Annotated in this window: 14 protein-coding genes; 4 read left to right on the forward strand and 10 right to left on the reverse strand. The window is 71.7% G+C overall.

Going from position 1 to position 16,052, the window contains the following annotated elements; translation table 11 throughout:
• Positions 1 to 5 precede the first annotated feature (5 nt).
• Complete coding sequence (locus ACIBQZ_RS36040) at positions 6 to 1,280, reverse strand: SGNH/GDSL hydrolase family protein (RefSeq protein ID WP_396093350.1); 1,275 nt, start codon at positions 1,278 to 1,280, stop codon at positions 6 to 8.
• A 13-nt stretch (positions 1,281 to 1,293) separates the two neighbouring features.
• Entirely contained in the window at positions 1,294 to 1,992 is a 699-nt protein-coding gene (locus ACIBQZ_RS36045; protein ID WP_396093351.1) for a polysaccharide deacetylase family protein, read from the reverse strand.
• A gap of 240 nt (positions 1,993 to 2,232) precedes the next feature.
• Between ACIBQZ_RS36045 and ACIBQZ_RS36050 the strand changes: the two genes are divergently transcribed.
• Positions 2,233 to 3,315 (forward strand): endo-1,4-beta-xylanase, encoded by a 1,083-nt coding sequence (locus tag ACIBQZ_RS36050; RefSeq protein WP_396093352.1) that lies wholly within the window; start codon positions 2,233 to 2,235, stop codon positions 3,313 to 3,315.
• A 14-nt stretch (positions 3,316 to 3,329) separates the two neighbouring features.
• Positions 3,330 to 4,367, forward strand: a complete 1,038-nt coding sequence (locus ACIBQZ_RS36055; protein ID WP_396093353.1) for a LacI family DNA-binding transcriptional regulator — start codon at positions 3,330 to 3,332, stop codon at positions 4,365 to 4,367.
• Here the strand turns inward: ACIBQZ_RS36055 and ACIBQZ_RS36060 are convergent.
• Genes ACIBQZ_RS36060 through ACIBQZ_RS36070 form a run of 3 tightly spaced genes read right to left on the reverse strand, consistent with a single transcriptional unit; the run spans position 4,336 to position 7,501 of the window.
• The gene (locus ACIBQZ_RS36060; protein ID WP_396093354.1) at positions 4,336 to 5,241 is read right to left on the reverse strand and encodes a carbohydrate ABC transporter permease; all 906 of its coding nucleotides are present in this window, start codon (positions 5,239 to 5,241) and stop codon (positions 4,336 to 4,338) included. The two genes, ACIBQZ_RS36055 and ACIBQZ_RS36060, sit on opposite strands and share 32 nt — an antisense overlap.
• Complete coding sequence (locus ACIBQZ_RS36065; protein ID WP_396093355.1) at positions 5,241 to 6,164, reverse strand: carbohydrate ABC transporter permease; 924 nt, start codon at positions 6,162 to 6,164, stop codon at positions 5,241 to 5,243. Before ACIBQZ_RS36065 ends, ACIBQZ_RS36060 begins: the two co-directional genes overlap by 1 nt.
• The gene (locus ACIBQZ_RS36070; RefSeq protein ID WP_396093356.1) at positions 6,161 to 7,501 is read right to left on the reverse strand and encodes an extracellular solute-binding protein; all 1,341 of its coding nucleotides are present in this window, start codon (positions 7,499 to 7,501) and stop codon (positions 6,161 to 6,163) included. Before ACIBQZ_RS36070 ends, ACIBQZ_RS36065 begins: the two co-directional genes overlap by 4 nt.
• Before the next feature lie 323 nt (positions 7,502 to 7,824).
• Here ACIBQZ_RS36070 and ACIBQZ_RS36075 point away from each other — a divergent pair, with 323 nt between their 5' ends.
• Entirely contained in the window at positions 7,825 to 10,200 is a 2,376-nt protein-coding gene (locus ACIBQZ_RS36075) for a glycoside hydrolase family 3 N-terminal domain-containing protein (protein WP_396093357.1), read from the forward strand.
• 125 nt (positions 10,201 to 10,325) lie between these two features.
• On the opposite strand, the gene ACIBQZ_RS36080 is transcribed toward ACIBQZ_RS36075, so the two are convergent.
• From ACIBQZ_RS36080 to ACIBQZ_RS36090, 3 genes are read right to left on the reverse strand one after another with little or no spacing between them, the layout of a single operon-like run.
• Positions 10,326 to 10,604 (reverse strand): SCO0607 family lipoprotein, encoded by a 279-nt coding sequence (locus ACIBQZ_RS36080; RefSeq protein WP_396093358.1) that lies wholly within the window; start codon positions 10,602 to 10,604, stop codon positions 10,326 to 10,328.
• Between the two features lie 19 nt (positions 10,605 to 10,623).
• Complete coding sequence (locus ACIBQZ_RS36085; protein ID WP_396093359.1) at positions 10,624 to 11,505, reverse strand: LLM class F420-dependent oxidoreductase; 882 nt, start codon at positions 11,503 to 11,505, stop codon at positions 10,624 to 10,626.
• A gap of 31 nt (positions 11,506 to 11,536) precedes the next feature.
• On the reverse strand, positions 11,537 to 12,217 hold the full coding sequence (locus ACIBQZ_RS36090; protein WP_396093360.1) for a DUF2064 domain-containing protein: 681 nt from the start codon (positions 12,215 to 12,217) through the stop codon (positions 11,537 to 11,539).
• 262 nt (positions 12,218 to 12,479) lie between these two features.
• On the opposite strand from ACIBQZ_RS36090, the gene ACIBQZ_RS36095 reads away from it, so the two are divergent.
• Positions 12,480 to 13,574, forward strand: a complete 1,095-nt coding sequence (locus ACIBQZ_RS36095) for a lytic polysaccharide monooxygenase (RefSeq protein ID WP_396093361.1) — start codon at positions 12,480 to 12,482, stop codon at positions 13,572 to 13,574.
• Positions 13,575 to 13,875: 301 nt separating this feature from the next.
• On the opposite strand, the gene ACIBQZ_RS36100 is transcribed toward ACIBQZ_RS36095, so the two are convergent.
• Together ACIBQZ_RS36100 and ACIBQZ_RS36105 are read right to left on the reverse strand one after the other, a co-directional pair.
• On the reverse strand, positions 13,876 to 14,886 hold the full coding sequence (locus tag ACIBQZ_RS36100; RefSeq protein WP_396093362.1) for a pectinesterase family protein: 1,011 nt from the start codon (positions 14,884 to 14,886) through the stop codon (positions 13,876 to 13,878).
• Positions 14,887 to 14,957: 71 nt separating this feature from the next.
• Entirely contained in the window at positions 14,958 to 15,962 is a 1,005-nt protein-coding gene (locus ACIBQZ_RS36105; RefSeq protein WP_396093363.1) for a polysaccharide lyase family 1 protein, read from the reverse strand.
• Positions 15,963 to 16,052: the final 90 nt, after the last annotated feature.

Here is a 16,052-nt window from a genome sequence, read left to right on the forward strand (position 1 = left end):
CTTCCCTACCGGAACAGTCGCAGCGGCACGGCCGCGGCGAGCGCGGCCATCCCGGCGTCGTTGGGGTGCAGGTGGTCACCGCTGTCGTAGGCGGCCGCGAGCCGCAGCGGATCGGTCCGGTCCCGGACGGCGGCGTCGAAGTCGATGACCGCGTCGTACTCCCGGCCGGTGCGGATCCAGGAGTTCAGGGCGGCGCGCTTGCGCTCGTTCTCCACCGAGTAGAAGCCCAGGGTGTCGTCCTTGAACGGCAGCACGGTGGCGCCGTAGGCACGCAGCCCGGCCTGGTGCGCCCGCGCGATGAGCTGCCGGTGCCCGGCGATCAGGTCCTCGGCGGTGACCGTCTCGTCGGCCGGCGCGGCGGTGCCGGGATGCCCGAGGTCGTTGACCCCGAGCAGCACGATCAGGTACGCGGCGCCGGGCTGGGCGAGCACGTCGCGGTCGAAGCGGCGCAGCGCGCTCTGCGCGAAGAACGCGGCGTAGGCCTCGGCGTCGCTGCCGGCCGGCGGGTTGGGGTCGCGCAGCAGCCGGTTGCCGGAGACGCCGACGTTGACCACGCCACGGTCGATCCGGGCCGCGCGCAGCCGCTCGGCCAGCAGGTCGGGCCAGCGGTGGTTCAGGTTGGCCACGGTGTTGGCGCCGTTGGTGATGGAGTCGCCGAGGGTGACGATCGCGCCCGCCGGCGAGGCGACGCTGACCCCGGACAGGAAGAGGTTCTGCCCGACCACGGCGGTGGGCGTGACGACCCGGGCCGCGGTGACGTTGCCGGCGGCGATCACGTTGTCCTGGAACGCGAACGCGGCCACCGTGGTCACCGGGGTGCGGCGCGGCAGGTGGATGCTGACGATCAGGTCGGTGCCCGCCGGTACCCGCAGCGGCACGGGGTCGCTGACCAGCGGCGCGCCCGCCGGCACGGTCACCGCGCCGCGCCCGCCGAAGGTGACCGGGCGGTCGGTGCCGGGCCGGCCGTCGGTGCTCGCCCCGCTCCCGGCCCGGCGGGCGACCCGGACCTCGCCGACCACCAGCGGCTGCGCGCCGAACTCGTTGGTCAGCCGGATCCGCAGCCGGTCGCCGCCGGCGCTGACGTGCACGACGTGGCGCACCGTCTGGTTCTCCAGCACGGTCGGCGGGCCGGGCGGGACGGTGGTGGGCGCGGCCGCCCAGGTCCCGGTCCAGCCGGCGCCGTCGTGCGGGTGGGCAGCCGCCTGGGCGGGCGCGGCCGGCAGGGTCGCGGCGACGGCGGCGCCCGAGGCGAGCGCGAGCAGTTCGCGTCTGGTGGACATCGATTCTCCTTGGTCAGCCACGGCGCCGGGGCAGGGTGAAGCGCCAGCCCTGGGCCCGCAGCTCGGGGATGATCCGGTCGACCGCCGCGACCGTCTGGCTGCGGTCACCGCCGCCGTCGTGCATGAGCACCACCGCGCCCGGGGTGATGCCGTCGCGCAGCCGCTGCACCAGCACGTCGGTGCCGGGCGGCTCCCAGTCGGTGATGGCCAGCCGCCAGCCCAGCGGCTGCATGCCGAGCGCGGCCGCGACCTGTGGGCTCTGCCCCCAGCTGCCGTACGGCGCCCGGAAGTACGGGATCCGCGCGTGCGGGACCGCCTGCCGGATCAGCGCGCTGGTCTCGGTCAGGTCGGCCCGGATCTGCTCCGGGGTCAGCGGGCCCAGGTCGTCGTGGTGCAGCGAGTGGTTGCACAGCAGGTGACCCCCGGCGGCGATCCGGCGTACCACCTCGGGGTGTGCCCGGACCTGGTCGCCCACCAGGCAGAAGACCGCGCGCACGCGCCGGTGGCGCAACACGTCGAGCAGCCGCAGGGTGTCCGCCGGGTTGGGGCCGTCGTCGAAGGTGAAGCTGACGACGTCACCGTGGCCGCGCGCGGTGTCCACCACCACCGCGGTCGGGCCGCCGGCGTGGGCCGGGGCGGCGAGGCCGCCGGAGAGCAGCAGGACCGACATCGGCAGCGCCCACCGGCGCCACCACTTCGGACGATAGGACATCGGAACCCCCGAAACTTTCGGAAACCGTACGGCCGAACGTCCGTAACATAGAACCCGGTCGAAGTCCCGTCAAGGAGCTGCTGCGTACCAGATCAAGCGCCCGCGTCATTGATCTTCACCATTCTCTGTCCACGTTGTTAAGTGTTGACCGACGTTGCTGATCGGCATATGTTCCGGTCACGTAACGGAACTTCTCGGAACTCTCGGCCGTCCGTGGAGGGCCGGAAAGGATGGACGACGATGAAAGTTCGCGCTCTCGCCGGCGTCGCGCTCCTGACGACCATGACCCTGACCGGCAGCCCCGCCACCGCGGGCGCCCCCACCACGGCCGCGCCCGCCCACCCCACCGCCCCGCAGCAGGCCACCGGGCTGCGCGCCGTCGCCGACCGGGCCGGCCTGCGGATCGGCACCGCCGTCGACATGAACGCGCTGGCCGACGACGCCCCCTACCGCGCCGCGGTCGCCCGCGAGTTCTCCACAGTGACCGCCGAGAACGTGATGAAGTGGGAGTCCACCGAGCCACAGCGGGGCGTGCACGACTGGGCCGCGGCCGACCGCCTGATCGATTTCGCCCGCGCCAACCGGCAGAAGGTCCGCGGGCACACGCTGGTCTGGCACAACCAGAACCCGGCCTGGGTGAACGAGCGGGACCTCACCCCCGCGCAGCTGCGCGCCGTGCTGCGCCAGCACATCATCGACGAGGTGACCCACTTCAAGGGCCGGGTCTGGCACTGGGACGTGGTCAACGAGGTCTTCAACGACGACGGCACCTGGCGGGACACCATCTGGCTGCGCAACCTCGGCCAGGGCTACGTCGCCGACGCGTTCCGCTGGGCGCACCAGGCCGACCCGCAGGCCAAGCTGTTCCTCAACGACTACAACAACGAGGGTGTCAGCGCCAAGAGCGACGCCTACTACGCGCTGGTCAAGCAGCTGAAGGCGGCGGGCGTGCCGGTGCACGGCTACGGCGTGCAGGGCCACCTCGCGGTGCAGTACGGCGTGCCCGGCGACACCCTGACCAACCTGCGCCGGTTCGAGCGGCTCGGGCTGCAGACCGCGTTCACCGAGGTCGACGTCCGGATGCCGCTGCCGGCCGACCCGATCAAGGTGCAGGCCCAGGCGCAGGGCTTCACCGCGTTGCTGCAGGCCTGCCTGCTGGCCGACCGCTGTGTCTCGTACACGCTGTGGGGCTTCACCGACCGCTACTCCTGGGTGCCCGGGGTCTTCGACGGCGAGGGCTCGGCCACGCCGCTGGACGAGAACCTGACCCCCAAGCCCGCGTACGCCGCCCTGCGCGACACCCTGGCCATCGCCGCCCGCTGACCGGAGGACGGCCCATGACCGCGGACGAGCGCCGGGTGACCATCGCGGCCATCGCGGTGGCCGCCGGCGTCTCCGTGCCGACCGTCTCCCGGGTGCTCAACGGCCGTACCGACGTGTCCGCGGCCACCCGGGAGCGGGTCGAGCAGCTGCTGCGCGACCACGGCTACCGGCGGCGCAACTCGCGACCGCCCGGCCGGGCCCAGGTGCTCGACGTGGTCTTCGACTCGCTCGACAGCTCCTGGGCCGTCGAGCTCATCCGCGGCGTCGCCGACGTGGCGCACGCCGCCGGGGCCGGCACGGTGGTCTCGGCGGTGCACCACGACGAGACGGCGACCCGGCAGTGGCTGCGCAACCTGCGCAGCCGGACCTGTGACGGGGTCGTCTTCGTGCTCTCCGACGTGACCGCGCCGATCCACACCCAGCTGCGCCGGCTGCACATCCCGGTGGTCGTCATCGACCCGGCCGGCGGCTCGGCCGCCGCGGTGGCGACCGTCGGCGCGACCAACTGGGCGGGCGGGCTCAGCGTCACCGAGCACCTGCTCGCCCTCGGCCACCGCCGGATCGGGCTGGTCGCCGGGCCGCGCAAGCTGGCGTGCAGCCGGGCCCGGCTGGACGGCTACCGGGCCGCGCTGGCCGCGGCCGGGATCGGCACCGACCCGGCGCTGGTCGTGCAGGGCGACTTCCACCACGAGTCCGGGTACGCGGCCGGCGGCCGGCTGCTCGATCTCGCCGAGCCGCCGACCGCCGTGTTCGCCACCAGTGACCAGATGGCGCTGGGTGTCTACGAGGCCGCCCGCCGCCGCGGCCTGCGGGTGCCCGCCGACCTAAGCGTGGCCGGCTTCGACGACCTGCCCGAGGCGCGCTGGTCCGCGCCCCCGCTGACCACCGTGCGCCAGCCGCTGGCCGAGATGGGCGGGCTCGCCGCGCACACCGTCCTGCGGCTGGCGCGCGGCGAGACCCTTCAGGCGCCCCGGGTGGAGCTCGCCACCGAGCTCCGGGTGCGGCACAGCACCGCGCCGGTCACTTCCCGAAGCCCGCGGTCAGCCCGCTGAGCAGCTGCCGCCGGCCGACGGCGTAGCAGATCAGGATGGGCAGGGTGGTCAGCACCACCGACGCGAGCACGGCCGGCACGTTGACGCCGTACTGGCCCTGGAAGCTCCACAACCCCAGCGGCAGGGTGCGCTGCGCCGGGTCCTGGGTGAGGATCAGCGGCAGGATGAACCCGTTCCAGACCCCGAGCCCCTGATAGATGGTCACGGTGACCAGGGCCGGACGGGTCAGCGGGAACGCCAGCCGCCAGAGCGTGCCCCACTCGGTGGCGCCGTCGAGCCGCATCGACTCGAACAGCTCCTTGGGCACGTCCCGGATGAAGTTCGCGAGCACCAGCACCGACAACGGGATGGCGAACGCGATCGACGGCAGGATGATCGCCAGCAGGGTGTCGTACATCTGCAGCCGGATGATGATCAGGTAGATCGGGATGATCACCGCCTGCAACGGGATCGCCAGCCCCATCAGGAACAGCCCGTTGACCGACCGCAGGAACCTGCTGCCAGCGCTGCCGCGGACGATCGCGTACGCCGCCATGAACGAGATCAGCACCGCCGGCAGCGTCGCCCCGGCGGTGACGATCAGGCTGTTGCCGAAGTACCGCGTGAAGTCGGCCTCGATGACCTGGCGGTAGTTCTCCAGGGTGGGCTCCGTCGGCGGCGCCAGCGGGTTCTGGGCGTAGTAGTTGGCCCGGGTCTTGAAGCTGGTGATGACGATCCAGTAGATCGGCAGCATCACCACCACCAGCCAGAGCCAGCCGAAACCGCCGCCGATCCAGTTCCACCGCAGCGGGGAGGACCGGCGCGCCGGTACCCGCGGCGTGGCCGTGGCCGGCCCACCGGAGCGCGGTGGTGCCGGCCGGGTCGAGATGGCCATCAGGCACCTTCCAGTTGGCTGTCGGTCGGGTTACCGCCGAGCCGCCGGAGCAGCAGCGCCAGGCCGAGCCCGACGAGCACCAGGATCACCGCGATGACGCTGGCGGGCCCCATCAGGTTGGCCTTGAACCCGGTCTGGTACATCTCCAGCGCCAGCACCCGGGTGGCGTCGCCGGGACCGCCGGCGGTGAGCACGAAGATCAGATCGAAGAAGGTCAGCGAGCCCACCACCATCAGCGTCGACGACGTGATGATCGTGTACTTGAGCTGCGGCAGGGTGATGCTGAAGAAGGTCCGCATCTTGCCGGCCCCGTCGATCTGCGCCGCCTCGTACATCTGGATCGGGATCTGCCGCACCCCGCCCTGGTAGATCAGCGAGTGGAACGGGATGAACTGCCAGGAGACCACGAAGATCAGCACGCCCAGCGCCAGGTTGCCCTGGCCCAGCCAGTCCTGGTTGAGCAGTTCGACGCCCAGGCCCGCGCCGAGCCCGAAGTTCGGGTTCAGCAGCGCGCTGAAGGTGATCGCGATGGCCGCCGAGCTGAGCAGCAGCGGGATGAAGTAGAGCACCGCCAGGAACCCGCGGTACCGCTTGTGCGAGGCCAGGAACACGCCGATGAGCAGGCTCAGCGGCGTCTGGAACAGCCACGACAGCGCCATCACCAGGAAGGTCACCCAGAGCGCGTGCAGCAGCCCGGGCTCGCTCAGCACGGCCGTCCAGCTGTCGAACCCGGCCGGGTTGATCGCACCGATGCCGTCCCACTGGGTGAAGCTCAGCCCGAGCACACCCAGCAGCGGGATGAGCCCGAACGCGGTGAACATCAGCAGCGCGGGGAGCACCATCCACATGACGGGCTTGCTCCGCCCGCCGGTCGGGATGGAGCTTTTCGCCACCCGGATCGGGGGCGGAGCAAGTGCCGTCATTTGCCGATGACCTGGTTCATGTTGGTGACCCACTGCTGGGGCGAGACCTGCTTCTGGAACAGCTTGGCGATGTTGTCCAGCAGCGCCTCGGCGGCGGTCGGGCTCATCGCCTGGTCCCAGGACTGGGCGAAGACCTTGGCGTTGACCGAGGTGTCGTAGACGAACTTGAGGAACTCGGCGTCCGGCGAGGCGGCCAGGATGCTCTCCGTGCCCTTGACGACCGGCACCGAGCCGCCGTCGTTGATCCACGCCTTGGTCTCCTCGGCGTCGAGGACCCCGCTGGTGAAGAACTTCTTCGCGGTCTCCTTCTGCTCGGCGGTGGCCTTGGCCGAGATCGCCAGGTACTGACCCGGGTTGCCGACCGTGTTGTTCGGGTCGCCCTTGCCGCCCGCGACCGGCGGGAAGTTCATCCAGCCGAGGTTGCCGCCGGAGACGAACTTGCCGCCGTCGTTCTTCATGCTGCCGTAGGTCCAGCCGCCGTGCAGCATCATCGCGGCCTTGTTGGTGTAGAGCAGGGCCTGGTCGGCGTTGCCCGCGGCGTCGACCGAGGAGAAGCCCTTGCCGAACGCGCCGGCGTCGACCATCGTCTGGATCTTGGTGAGCATGTCCAGCACGGCCGGGTTTGACCAGGCGTCCTTCTCGCCGGCGAAGACGGCGTCGAACACCTCGGGGCCGCCGATGCGGTCGAGCAGGAACTCCAGCCACATCATGTTGGTCCAGCGGGACTTGCCGGCCAGCGAGAACGGCGCGATGCCCTTGGCCTTGAACGTCGGCACCAGGGCCATCATGTCCTCGAACGACTGCGGCGGCTGCGCGCCGGCCTGCTCGAAGACCTTCTTGTTGTAGTACAGGATGATCGGCTGGACCGTCTCGCACGGCATCGCGTAGATCTTGCCGCCGATCGTGGCCGGGCCGAACGACGACGGGAACAGCTTGTCCTTGACCGCGGCGTTCTCGCCGAACCATCCGGTCAGGTCCTCAACCTGGCCGGCGTCGACGTAGCTCTTCAGGCCGCCGCCGCCCCAGCCCCAGATCAGGGTGGGCGCCTGGCCCGCGCCGATGGCCGTCTTGATCTTCTGCTTGTAGGCGTCGTTCTCGAACGCGGTGAACTGGAGCTTGTTGTTCGGGTTGGCCTTGGTGAACCGCTCGGCCGCGGCCTGCCGGATGCCCTCGCCGGGCTGGCCGGTGAGGAACCAGTAGCTGGCGGTGCTCGCGGCGCCGCCACCGGAGGAGCCACCGCCGGGGCCGGAGCTGCCGCAAGCGGCGAGGGCCGCGCCGGCGCCGGCGGCGGCGGTGAGGCTGAGGAAGTTGCGACGGGATATCGGGCTGCGTTCCACGCTGGTCTCCGTACTCGAGAAGCCGAAAGTTTCGCGGCCGGTCGAAGGTGCTGAGGGGGTGGGTCGGCGAGCTGGGTTCCGAGGTCTGGAACTTTCGATCGCCAACCGCAAATTACCGAGAGATTTCGTTAACGTAGGATTTCGCGATTGGCGTGTCAAGGGCCTTGAAAGACTCGTGCTTTACCCGCGAGAGTGGACCCATTGCTGCGCTGCGAGGCCGATCTGCCCCCTCCCAAGGTCACGGTAAGGTCGCGATCCGGTCTCGTCGACAGTCCGAAAGTTTCGGAGTGTCTGCACCCGTCCGGCTCGTAAGGAGAACCATCGTGACGACACCTGACTGGCACGACCCGACCCGCAGCGTTGCTGATCGGGTCAGCGCCCTGCTGACGCACATGACCCTCGAGGAGAAGGTCGCACAGCTGGGCAGCCGGTGGGTCAACAACGACATGGACCACCCCGATGAGCCGGACGCCACCCCCGAGGTCTCCCCCAACGTCGCGCCCATGCAGGACGTCTTCGCCGCCTCCGGCAGCATGTCGCTCCAGGAGGCCAGCCGGCACGGGCTGGGCCACCTCACCCGGGTCTACGGCGGCACCCCGCTGACCGTCACCGAGGGCGCCGCCGAGGTGGTCCGCCAGCAGCGCATCGTGCTCGAGGACAGCCGCCTGGGCATCCCCGCGCTGGTGCACGAGGAGTGCCTGACCGGCTTCACCACCTACGGCGCGACGGTCTACCCGGCGGCGATCGCCTGGGGCGCGACCTTCGACCCGGACCTGATCGAGCGGATGGCGGCGGCGATCGGCCGGGACATGGCCGCGGTCGGCGTGCACCAGGGCCTGTCGCCGGTGCTGGACGTGGTCCGCGACTACCGCTGGGGCCGGGTCGAGGAGACCATGGGCGAGGACCCGTACCTGGTCTCGATGCTCGGCGCCGCGTACGTGCAGGGGCTGCAGAGCGCCGGGGTCATCGCCACCCTCAAGCACTTCGCCGGCTACTCGGCCGCCCGCGCCGCCCGCAACCACGGGCCGGTGCCGATGGGCCGGCGCGAGCTGATGGACGTGATCCTGCCCAGCTTCGAGACCGCGATCCGGGTGGCGCGGGCCGGCTCGGTGATGAACTCGTACTCCGACGTCGACGGCGTGCCCGCCGCGGCGGACTCCTGGCTGCTCACCGACCTGCTGCGGGACCAGTGGGGCTTCACCGGCACGGTGGTGAGCGACTACTGGGCCGTGCCGTTCCTCGCCACCATGCACCGGGTCGCCGCGGACCCCGGCGAGGCCGGCGCGCAGGCGCTGGCCGCGGGCATCGACGTCGAGCTGCCCGACACCATCGGCTACGGCCGCGAGCTGGTCGACCGGGTCCGCGCCGGCACGGTGCCGGAGGAACTGGTCGACCGGGCCGCCCGGCGCCTGCTGACCCAGAAGGTGGAGCTCGGCCTGCTCGACCCGGGCTGGACGCCGGAGGGCTCGGTGGCCCGCGCGGCCGGCACCGACCTGGACTCCCCCGCCAACCGCGCGCTCGCCCGCGAGCTGGCCGAACGCTCGATCGTGCTGCTGGACGCGGGCACCGCGCTGCCGCTGGTCGACGGCACCCGCCCGGCGCCGAGCCGGGTGGCCGTGGTCGGCCCGTGCGCCGACGACCCGCGCACGTTCATGGGCTGCTACGCGTTCCCCAACCACGTGCTGCCCCGGCACCCCGGGCTCGGCCTGGGCGTCGACGTCCCGACCGTGGTGGACGCGCTGCGCAAGGAGCTGCCGGGCACCGAGATCGTGCACGAGCCGGGCAGCCAGGTGCAGGGCACGGACCGGTCCGGCTTCGCCGCCGCCGTCGCCGCGGCCCGCGACGCGGACCTCTGCGTGGCCGTCGTCGGCGACCTCGCCGGGCTGTTCGGCCACGGCTCGTCCGGCGAGGGCTGCGACGCCGAGGACCTGCGGCTGCCGGGCGTGCAGGCGGAGCTGCTGGCCGAGCTGCTCGACACCGGTACGCCGGTGGTGGTGGTCGTGGTCTCCGGACGCCCGTACGCGCTGGGTGACGTGCACGGTCGTGCCGCCGGGCTGGTGCAGGCGTTCATGCCGGGCCAGGAGGCGGGCGGGGCCGTGGCCGGAGTGCTCAGCGGCCGGATCCAGCCCGGCGGCAAGCTGCCGGTGCAGATCCCGCGGCACCCGGGCGGCCAGCCGGGCACGTACCTGCAGCCGCCGCTGGGCGCGGACAAGACCGACATCAGCAACCTGGACCCGACGCCGCTGTTCCCGTTCGGGCACGGGTCCTCGTACACCACGTTCGCGCTGGACCAGCTGCGGATCAGCGCGTCCGAGGTGGCCACCGACGGGGAGTTCACCGTGACGGTCCGGGTCTGCAACACCGGCGAGCGCACCGGCGAGGAGGTCGTCCAGCTCTACCTGCACGACACCCTCGCGCAGGTGACCCGGCCGGTGAAGCAGCTGACCGGGTTCGCCCGGGTGTCGCTGGAGCCGCACGCCGACGCGCTGGTGCGCTTCCACGTGCACGCCGACCGGACCGCCTTCACCGGCCGCGACCTGCGCCGCATCGTGGAGCCCGGGGACATCGAGGTCATGGTCGGCACCTCGGCGGAGGACCTGCCGTGCCGCGGCACGGTCCGGCTGACCGGGCCGCTGCGGGAGGTCGGCGCCGACCGCCGGCTGGTCACCCCCGTGGACGTGCTGCCGGCCAAGGAGTAGCGGCGGGTCAGGGGGCGACCAGCCGCGGCTCCGGGCACGAGCCGACGATGGCGCCGGACCACGCGGACGGCCTGCGCACCGGGGACCGGTTCCCGGCCGACACGCTGTCGTGACCGGGCCGGGCCTCAGCCCGGCACCACGGCGCCCCGCTCGTCGACGACGACCGTGCTCCAGTACTGGTCCCACTTGTCGCCGACGTGTTCGGGCACCTGGCCCGCCGGGTAGCGCACGTAGCCCGCCGGCGGCTCCTGGCCCTCGGGGACGCAGTCCTGCCCGGTCCGGGAGCCGACGGCCTTGACCGGGTAGTGGTCGGAGCCGCAGACAGCGTCCTCCCCGCATCCCGCCGTCAGCAGGGTGACCCCGAGGGCGGCGGCGAGCACAACCGGCGTGAATGTCCTTCGCATGGCGGCCAGTCTGGCGTACTCAGCCGAACTGCGGGATGACCTCCTGGGCGAAGCGCAGCATCGGCTCGTGGTCGTACGCGACCCGGGGCACGTAGACGATCACGTAGTCGGCGCCCGCCTCGGCCATCCGCTCGACCCGGCCGATCGTCTCCGCCACCGGCTCGCCGAGCTTGAGCTCCAGCGAGGTGGACTTGATGATCCGGTCGTAGTCGCGGCCCAGGTCGTCGCAGTGCCGCCGGAGCACGCCCAGCTTGTGCTTGATGAGCTCGGGGTCGCCGCCGCCCACGTTGCACGCGTCGGCGTACCTGGCGACCAGCTTCAGCGTGACCTTCTCGCCGCCGCCGCCGAGCCAGAACGACGGGTGCGGCTTGCGGACGCCCTTGGGCTCGTTGATCGGCCCGTCGATCGAGTAGTGCTTGCCGGTGAAGACCGGCCGCTCCTCGGTCCACATCTTGTGCACGATCTCCACGGCCTCGCGGAACTCGGCCATCCGCTGCGGCACCTCGCGCCACTGGTAGCCGTACGCCTTCCACTCGTGCTCGTACCAGCCGGCGCCGAGCCCGGCGTAGAGCCGGCCGTGGCTGGCCACGTCCACGGTGGAGGCGATCTTGGCGTACAGCGCGGGCTGGCGGTAGCCGTTGCAGCCGACCATCTGGCCGATGTTGACCCGGCTGGTGTCGCGGGCCAGCGTCGAGGTGACCGTCCAGCACTCGAAGGTCGTGTTGATCGTCGGCTCGGGGACGGTGTGGAAGTGGTCGTAGACCCAGACCGAGTCCCACGGGCCCGCGTCGGCGGCCCGCGCCACCGCCGTCATCGCCTCGTACTGCTCGACCGGGTCGGCGATCTCGACCAGGTCCATCTTCCAGCCCTGCGGCACGAACACCCCGAAACGCACGCTCATACCGGCAACGTACCGGATCTTGGCGGGCGGCTCAGCGGCGTACCCTCATCAGGTGGGCGACCGTCACAGCGAACTCGCTGCCCGCCGGGCAGTGCCCGGCGACGGTCGGCACGTCCGCGCCGGTGCCCAGTTCCCGCAGGGTGGGCAGCATGGCGACGCGCAGCCCGAGGCGCAGCGCCGCGACCGTCAGGGAGCCCGCGCTCAGCAGCGCTCCGGGCATGGCGCGCAGCGCGGCGCCGTGCTGCGGCTCGCGGAGCCCGAACGCCCACCAGCTGTCCCCGGTGGTCGGCCCGAGCACCGCGTCGAACTCGCCCAGCAGCCCGGCCGCCTCGGCCAGTAGGTCCGCGCTGAGCTGGGGCACCTGCGCCGCGACCAGCAGCGTGCCGCCGCGCCCGGCGCCCGCGTCGGCGAAGGCGCCGGCCAGCGGGCCGACCCCGATCGACCAGCCCGGCACCGCCCGCACCGCGCGCAGGGTGTCGGCGGTGGCGGCCGCGGCGATCATGGCGGCCTGCACGCCGGTCCACGGCCGGTCCAGCCGCGAGGCCGGCCCGGTCAGGTCGGTGACCACCTGCACCCGGCACGGCCACGCGGCTTGCGGACGCTGCGGCCGGCACGGGTGGACCCGGCCACCGACAGGTCGCCGCCCGACCACCGAGGTGTCCCGGGTCCGCCGGGCCGGCCGGCCGGCGTACGGCGCGCGAGGTCGAGTCATCACCCATCCATTCCGCAAGGACCTGGACGGCGGCGGGTGCCCCGTCCATCTGCACAGTGGCGGCCGGGCCCCGGAAGGTTGCCGGGATCCGCCAACTTTCTTCGGCGCGCCGATGCATTGACAGGCACCGATCCAGTCAGCGAGGCTGGGCGCGCACCCCGCCGGGCCAGGTGAGGGGCGGGAGCCGTGGGCAGCTTCCGCCGTACCCGTCTCGACCCGTGCCCTTCCCCGGGCATTTTCTGCAACGGAGTGCTGAGTCCACATGTCCTCTTCGCTACGCATCCGCATACTGATCAGCGGCCTCGTCGGGATCGTCGTGGCCACCCTGGCCGCGGTTGTCCTCCCGGCCGCACCCGCCGCCGCGCACGGCAACATCACCGGCCCGGCCTCCCGCAACTACGGCTGCTGGGAACGCTGGGGCAGCAAGTTCCAGGACCCCACCATGCAGACCCTCGACCCGATGTGCTGGCAGGCCTGGCAGGACAACCCGAACGCGATGTGGAACTGGAACGGCCTCTTCCGCGAGGGCCTGGCCGGTAACCACCAGGCCGGCATCCCGGACGGCCAGCTGTGCAGCGGCGGCCTCGCCGAGGGCGGCCGCTACCGGTCCATGGACGCCGTCGGCAACTGGACGGCCGCCTCGGTCGGCAACAGCTTCAACGTGCGCCTGTTCGACGGTGCCCGGCACGGCGCCGATTACGTCGACGTCTACGTGACCAAACCCGGCTACAACCCGGTGACGACCCCGCTGAAGTGGTCCGACCTGGACCTCGTTTCGCGGATCGGCAACACCCCGGCGGCGCAGTGGCCGGAGCAGCGGACCGACGGCGTGGCGATCAGCGTGCCGGTGTCGCTCTCCGGCCGCACCGGGCGCGCCGTGGTCTACACCATCTGGAAGGCCAGCCACGCCGACCAGTCCTACTACTTCTGCAGCGACGTGGCCTTCGGCGGCACCAGCACCACGCCGCCTACCACGCCGCCCGCCACCACCCCGCCGGCCACGACCCCGCCCGTCACGACGTCCCCCACGACCCCTCCCACCTCGACGCCCCCGGCGACGGGCGCCTGCACCGCCACCTACGCGGTGGGCTCCTCCTGGCAGGGCGGCTTCCAGGGTGACGTCAAGGTGACCGCGGGCTCCACGGCGATCAAGGGCTGGACCGTCACGCTGGCCTACGCCGGCAGCCAGACGGTGCAGCAGGGCTGGAACGCCACCGTGTCGGCGAGCGGCAGCACAGTGACGGCCACCAACGCCGGCTACAACGGCGCCCTGGCGGCCGGCGCGAGTACGACCTTCGGATTCATCGGCGCCGGTGCGAGCAGCACACCGACGGTCACCTGTCGCGCCACCGTCTGAGCAATTCCTTAAGGACCTTCCACCGGGCCGTAACAACAGTTACAGTCATGAATGGGAGCGCTCCCAACGCTATCCTCCCCACCCCCTGGAGGTGACCCGCAAGAACTGTTCACCGGCCCGGCTCCCGTACCGAAACGATCCGTCCGAATAAGTACTGGGCGGGGGATGAGGCGCCCTCCTCATCCCCCGTTTCCCGTGCCCGGCGCCTGCCGCCGGCCCACGGGCGCACAACGAGGGCCCGCGCCGGCGTTCCCCTCCGCCGCGGGCCCTCGCGCCTGTCCGGCCGCAGCCGGCCGGCCGGTCAGCCGGTGACCACGGGGTTCCACCCGTCCGTGCCGGCCAGGTACTTCTGGGCCGTGTAGCTGGCCGCCGAGGCGGCACTGAGCTGGGGACGGTTGCTGTTGACGGTCGCGCCGGGCCCGGTGTTGCGGTACTCCGAGAGCCGGGCGTCCTTCCAGGAGAAGCCGCTCATGTCCGTCCACGGCTGCGCGGTGCGGATGTGCGCGCCGAGCACCGAGTCGCGGATCAGCACCTGCGGATCGGCGGTGGTGTCGCCGCCCGGGTGCCACGGCCGGCCCAGGTAGACCGTGCCCGCGGCCGCGTCACTGGTCAGCCGGGAATTGACGATCAAAATCCCGTAGGTGCGCGCGCCCGGGGTCGCCGAGGCCGTCACATAGCCGTTGTTGGACTGATTGCGGGTCGACGAGAAGATCTCGGAGTTGTCGAACACCGAGGTGCCGCTGCCGTAGATGAAATCGACATCACCCTCGACATAGGCCTTGTAGAAATACGCCCGTACCGCGCCGTGCACCAGCAGCGTGTCCTGATCACCGATGAACCGGATGTTGCGGAACTTCGCCCGGTCGGCCTTCACGTAGAGCGCCAGCGCCTGGGAGGCGCCGTTGGCACTCTCGTTGTAGTCGTTGCGGACGGTGAGGTGGCGCATCTCGATGTCCTTGGCGCCGAGCAGCACGGTGGCGCTGCCCTCGGTGCCGTCGGTGTTCTGCGGCCGGCTGGCCGTGATGACGACGTCGGTGGCGACGCCGGTGGCGCCGGTGAAGACGATGTTCGGCTTGGTGGACGGCACCACCACCCGGCCGGCGTAGGTGCCCTTCTTGATGGTGATGGTGGCGGTGGCGGAGTTGCCCGCCGGGACCAGGTCGACGGCCGCCTGCACGGTGCGGACCGTGCCGGAGCCGTCGGCCGCCACGGTGATCGCCAGGGCGGCCTCCGCGGCGGTGACCCCGGCCAGGGTGCCGGCCACGGTGGCCACGCCGGCCAGGGTGGTGGCGAGCAGTCTGCGGTGGATCATGAATATCTCCTGCCGGACGGAACCCGAAAGCCCGGCCCCCCGCGGTCGCGGGAGGCCGGGCTGTCAGCGGGTCAGAGCGAGATGCGGCCCGCACCCGCGTTGGCGGTCACGATGGACTTCACGTTGCCGGCGGCATCCGCCGTGTAGGAGTACGGGATGGACTTGACGCTGCCACCGGTCTGCCCGGAGCCCGAGCCGACCAGCAGGTTGCCCCGGGCCACCAGCGTGCCCGGCCCGGAGTCACCCTCACCCAGGTGGTACGGGTCGTCGACACCCTCGAAGGAGTTGTTCTCGACCAGCACGCCGGCGCCCTCGGTGGACGCCACGCCGTACCCGCTGTTGTTGCGGTAGTAGTTGTTGTAGACGTGCACCGGGTTGCCGAAGCGCACCCGCGGGTGCCGCTGGGTCGACGCGTCGAACCAGTTGTGGTGGTAGGTCACCCGCAGATGCCCGGTGTCCTGCGACGCGTTGTCGTCGCTGTGCCCGAGCAGCATCGACTTGTCGTGGTTGAAGACGCGGTTCCACGACACCGTGATGAAGTCGGAGCCGCGCTTGATGTCCACGGCGCCGTCGTAGCCGTTGCTGAAGGTGTTGTGGTCGACCCAGATGTTCGTGGCCGAGGTCTGCACGTTGATCGCGTCGTCGTTCCAGCCGCGGAACGTGAGGTTGCGGATGATCACGTTGCGGTCACCGTTGATGTTGAAACCGCAGCCCACGATCGTGGCGCCGGAGTTGCCGATGATGGTCTTGTTCGACCGCACCCGCAGCATGCCGGAGCAGGAGATGGTGCCGGAGACCCGGATGACCGCGGCCGAGCTGGAGCCGAGCGCCGTGGTCAGCGCGGAGGCGCTGGACACCGTGGTGGTCGCGGCGCTGCCGCCGCCGGTGGTACCGCCGTTCTGGGTACCCCAGCCGACCAGGTCGGTGATCGCTGCGAGCGTGCTCGGCGGCGCCGGGGCGGGCCCGGTCTCCGCGGCGGAAGCGGCGCCGGTCAGGGTGATGCCGGCGGTGACGAGAGCGAGGGCGGTCGCACCGGCGGAGGTGCCCAGCACGAGCTGGCGCACGTTTCTGCGCATGGTGTTCTCCTTGACATTCGGTGAGGTGCCGCGGGTGGATCGCGGCGATCGAGATACGGATGGGGTGCCGTCCGGACCGGCACCAGCGGG

This window comes from Actinoplanes sp. NPDC049599 (genome assembly GCF_044465625.1).
Classification (GTDB): domain Bacteria; phylum Actinomycetota; class Actinomycetes; order Mycobacteriales; family Micromonosporaceae; genus Actinoplanes.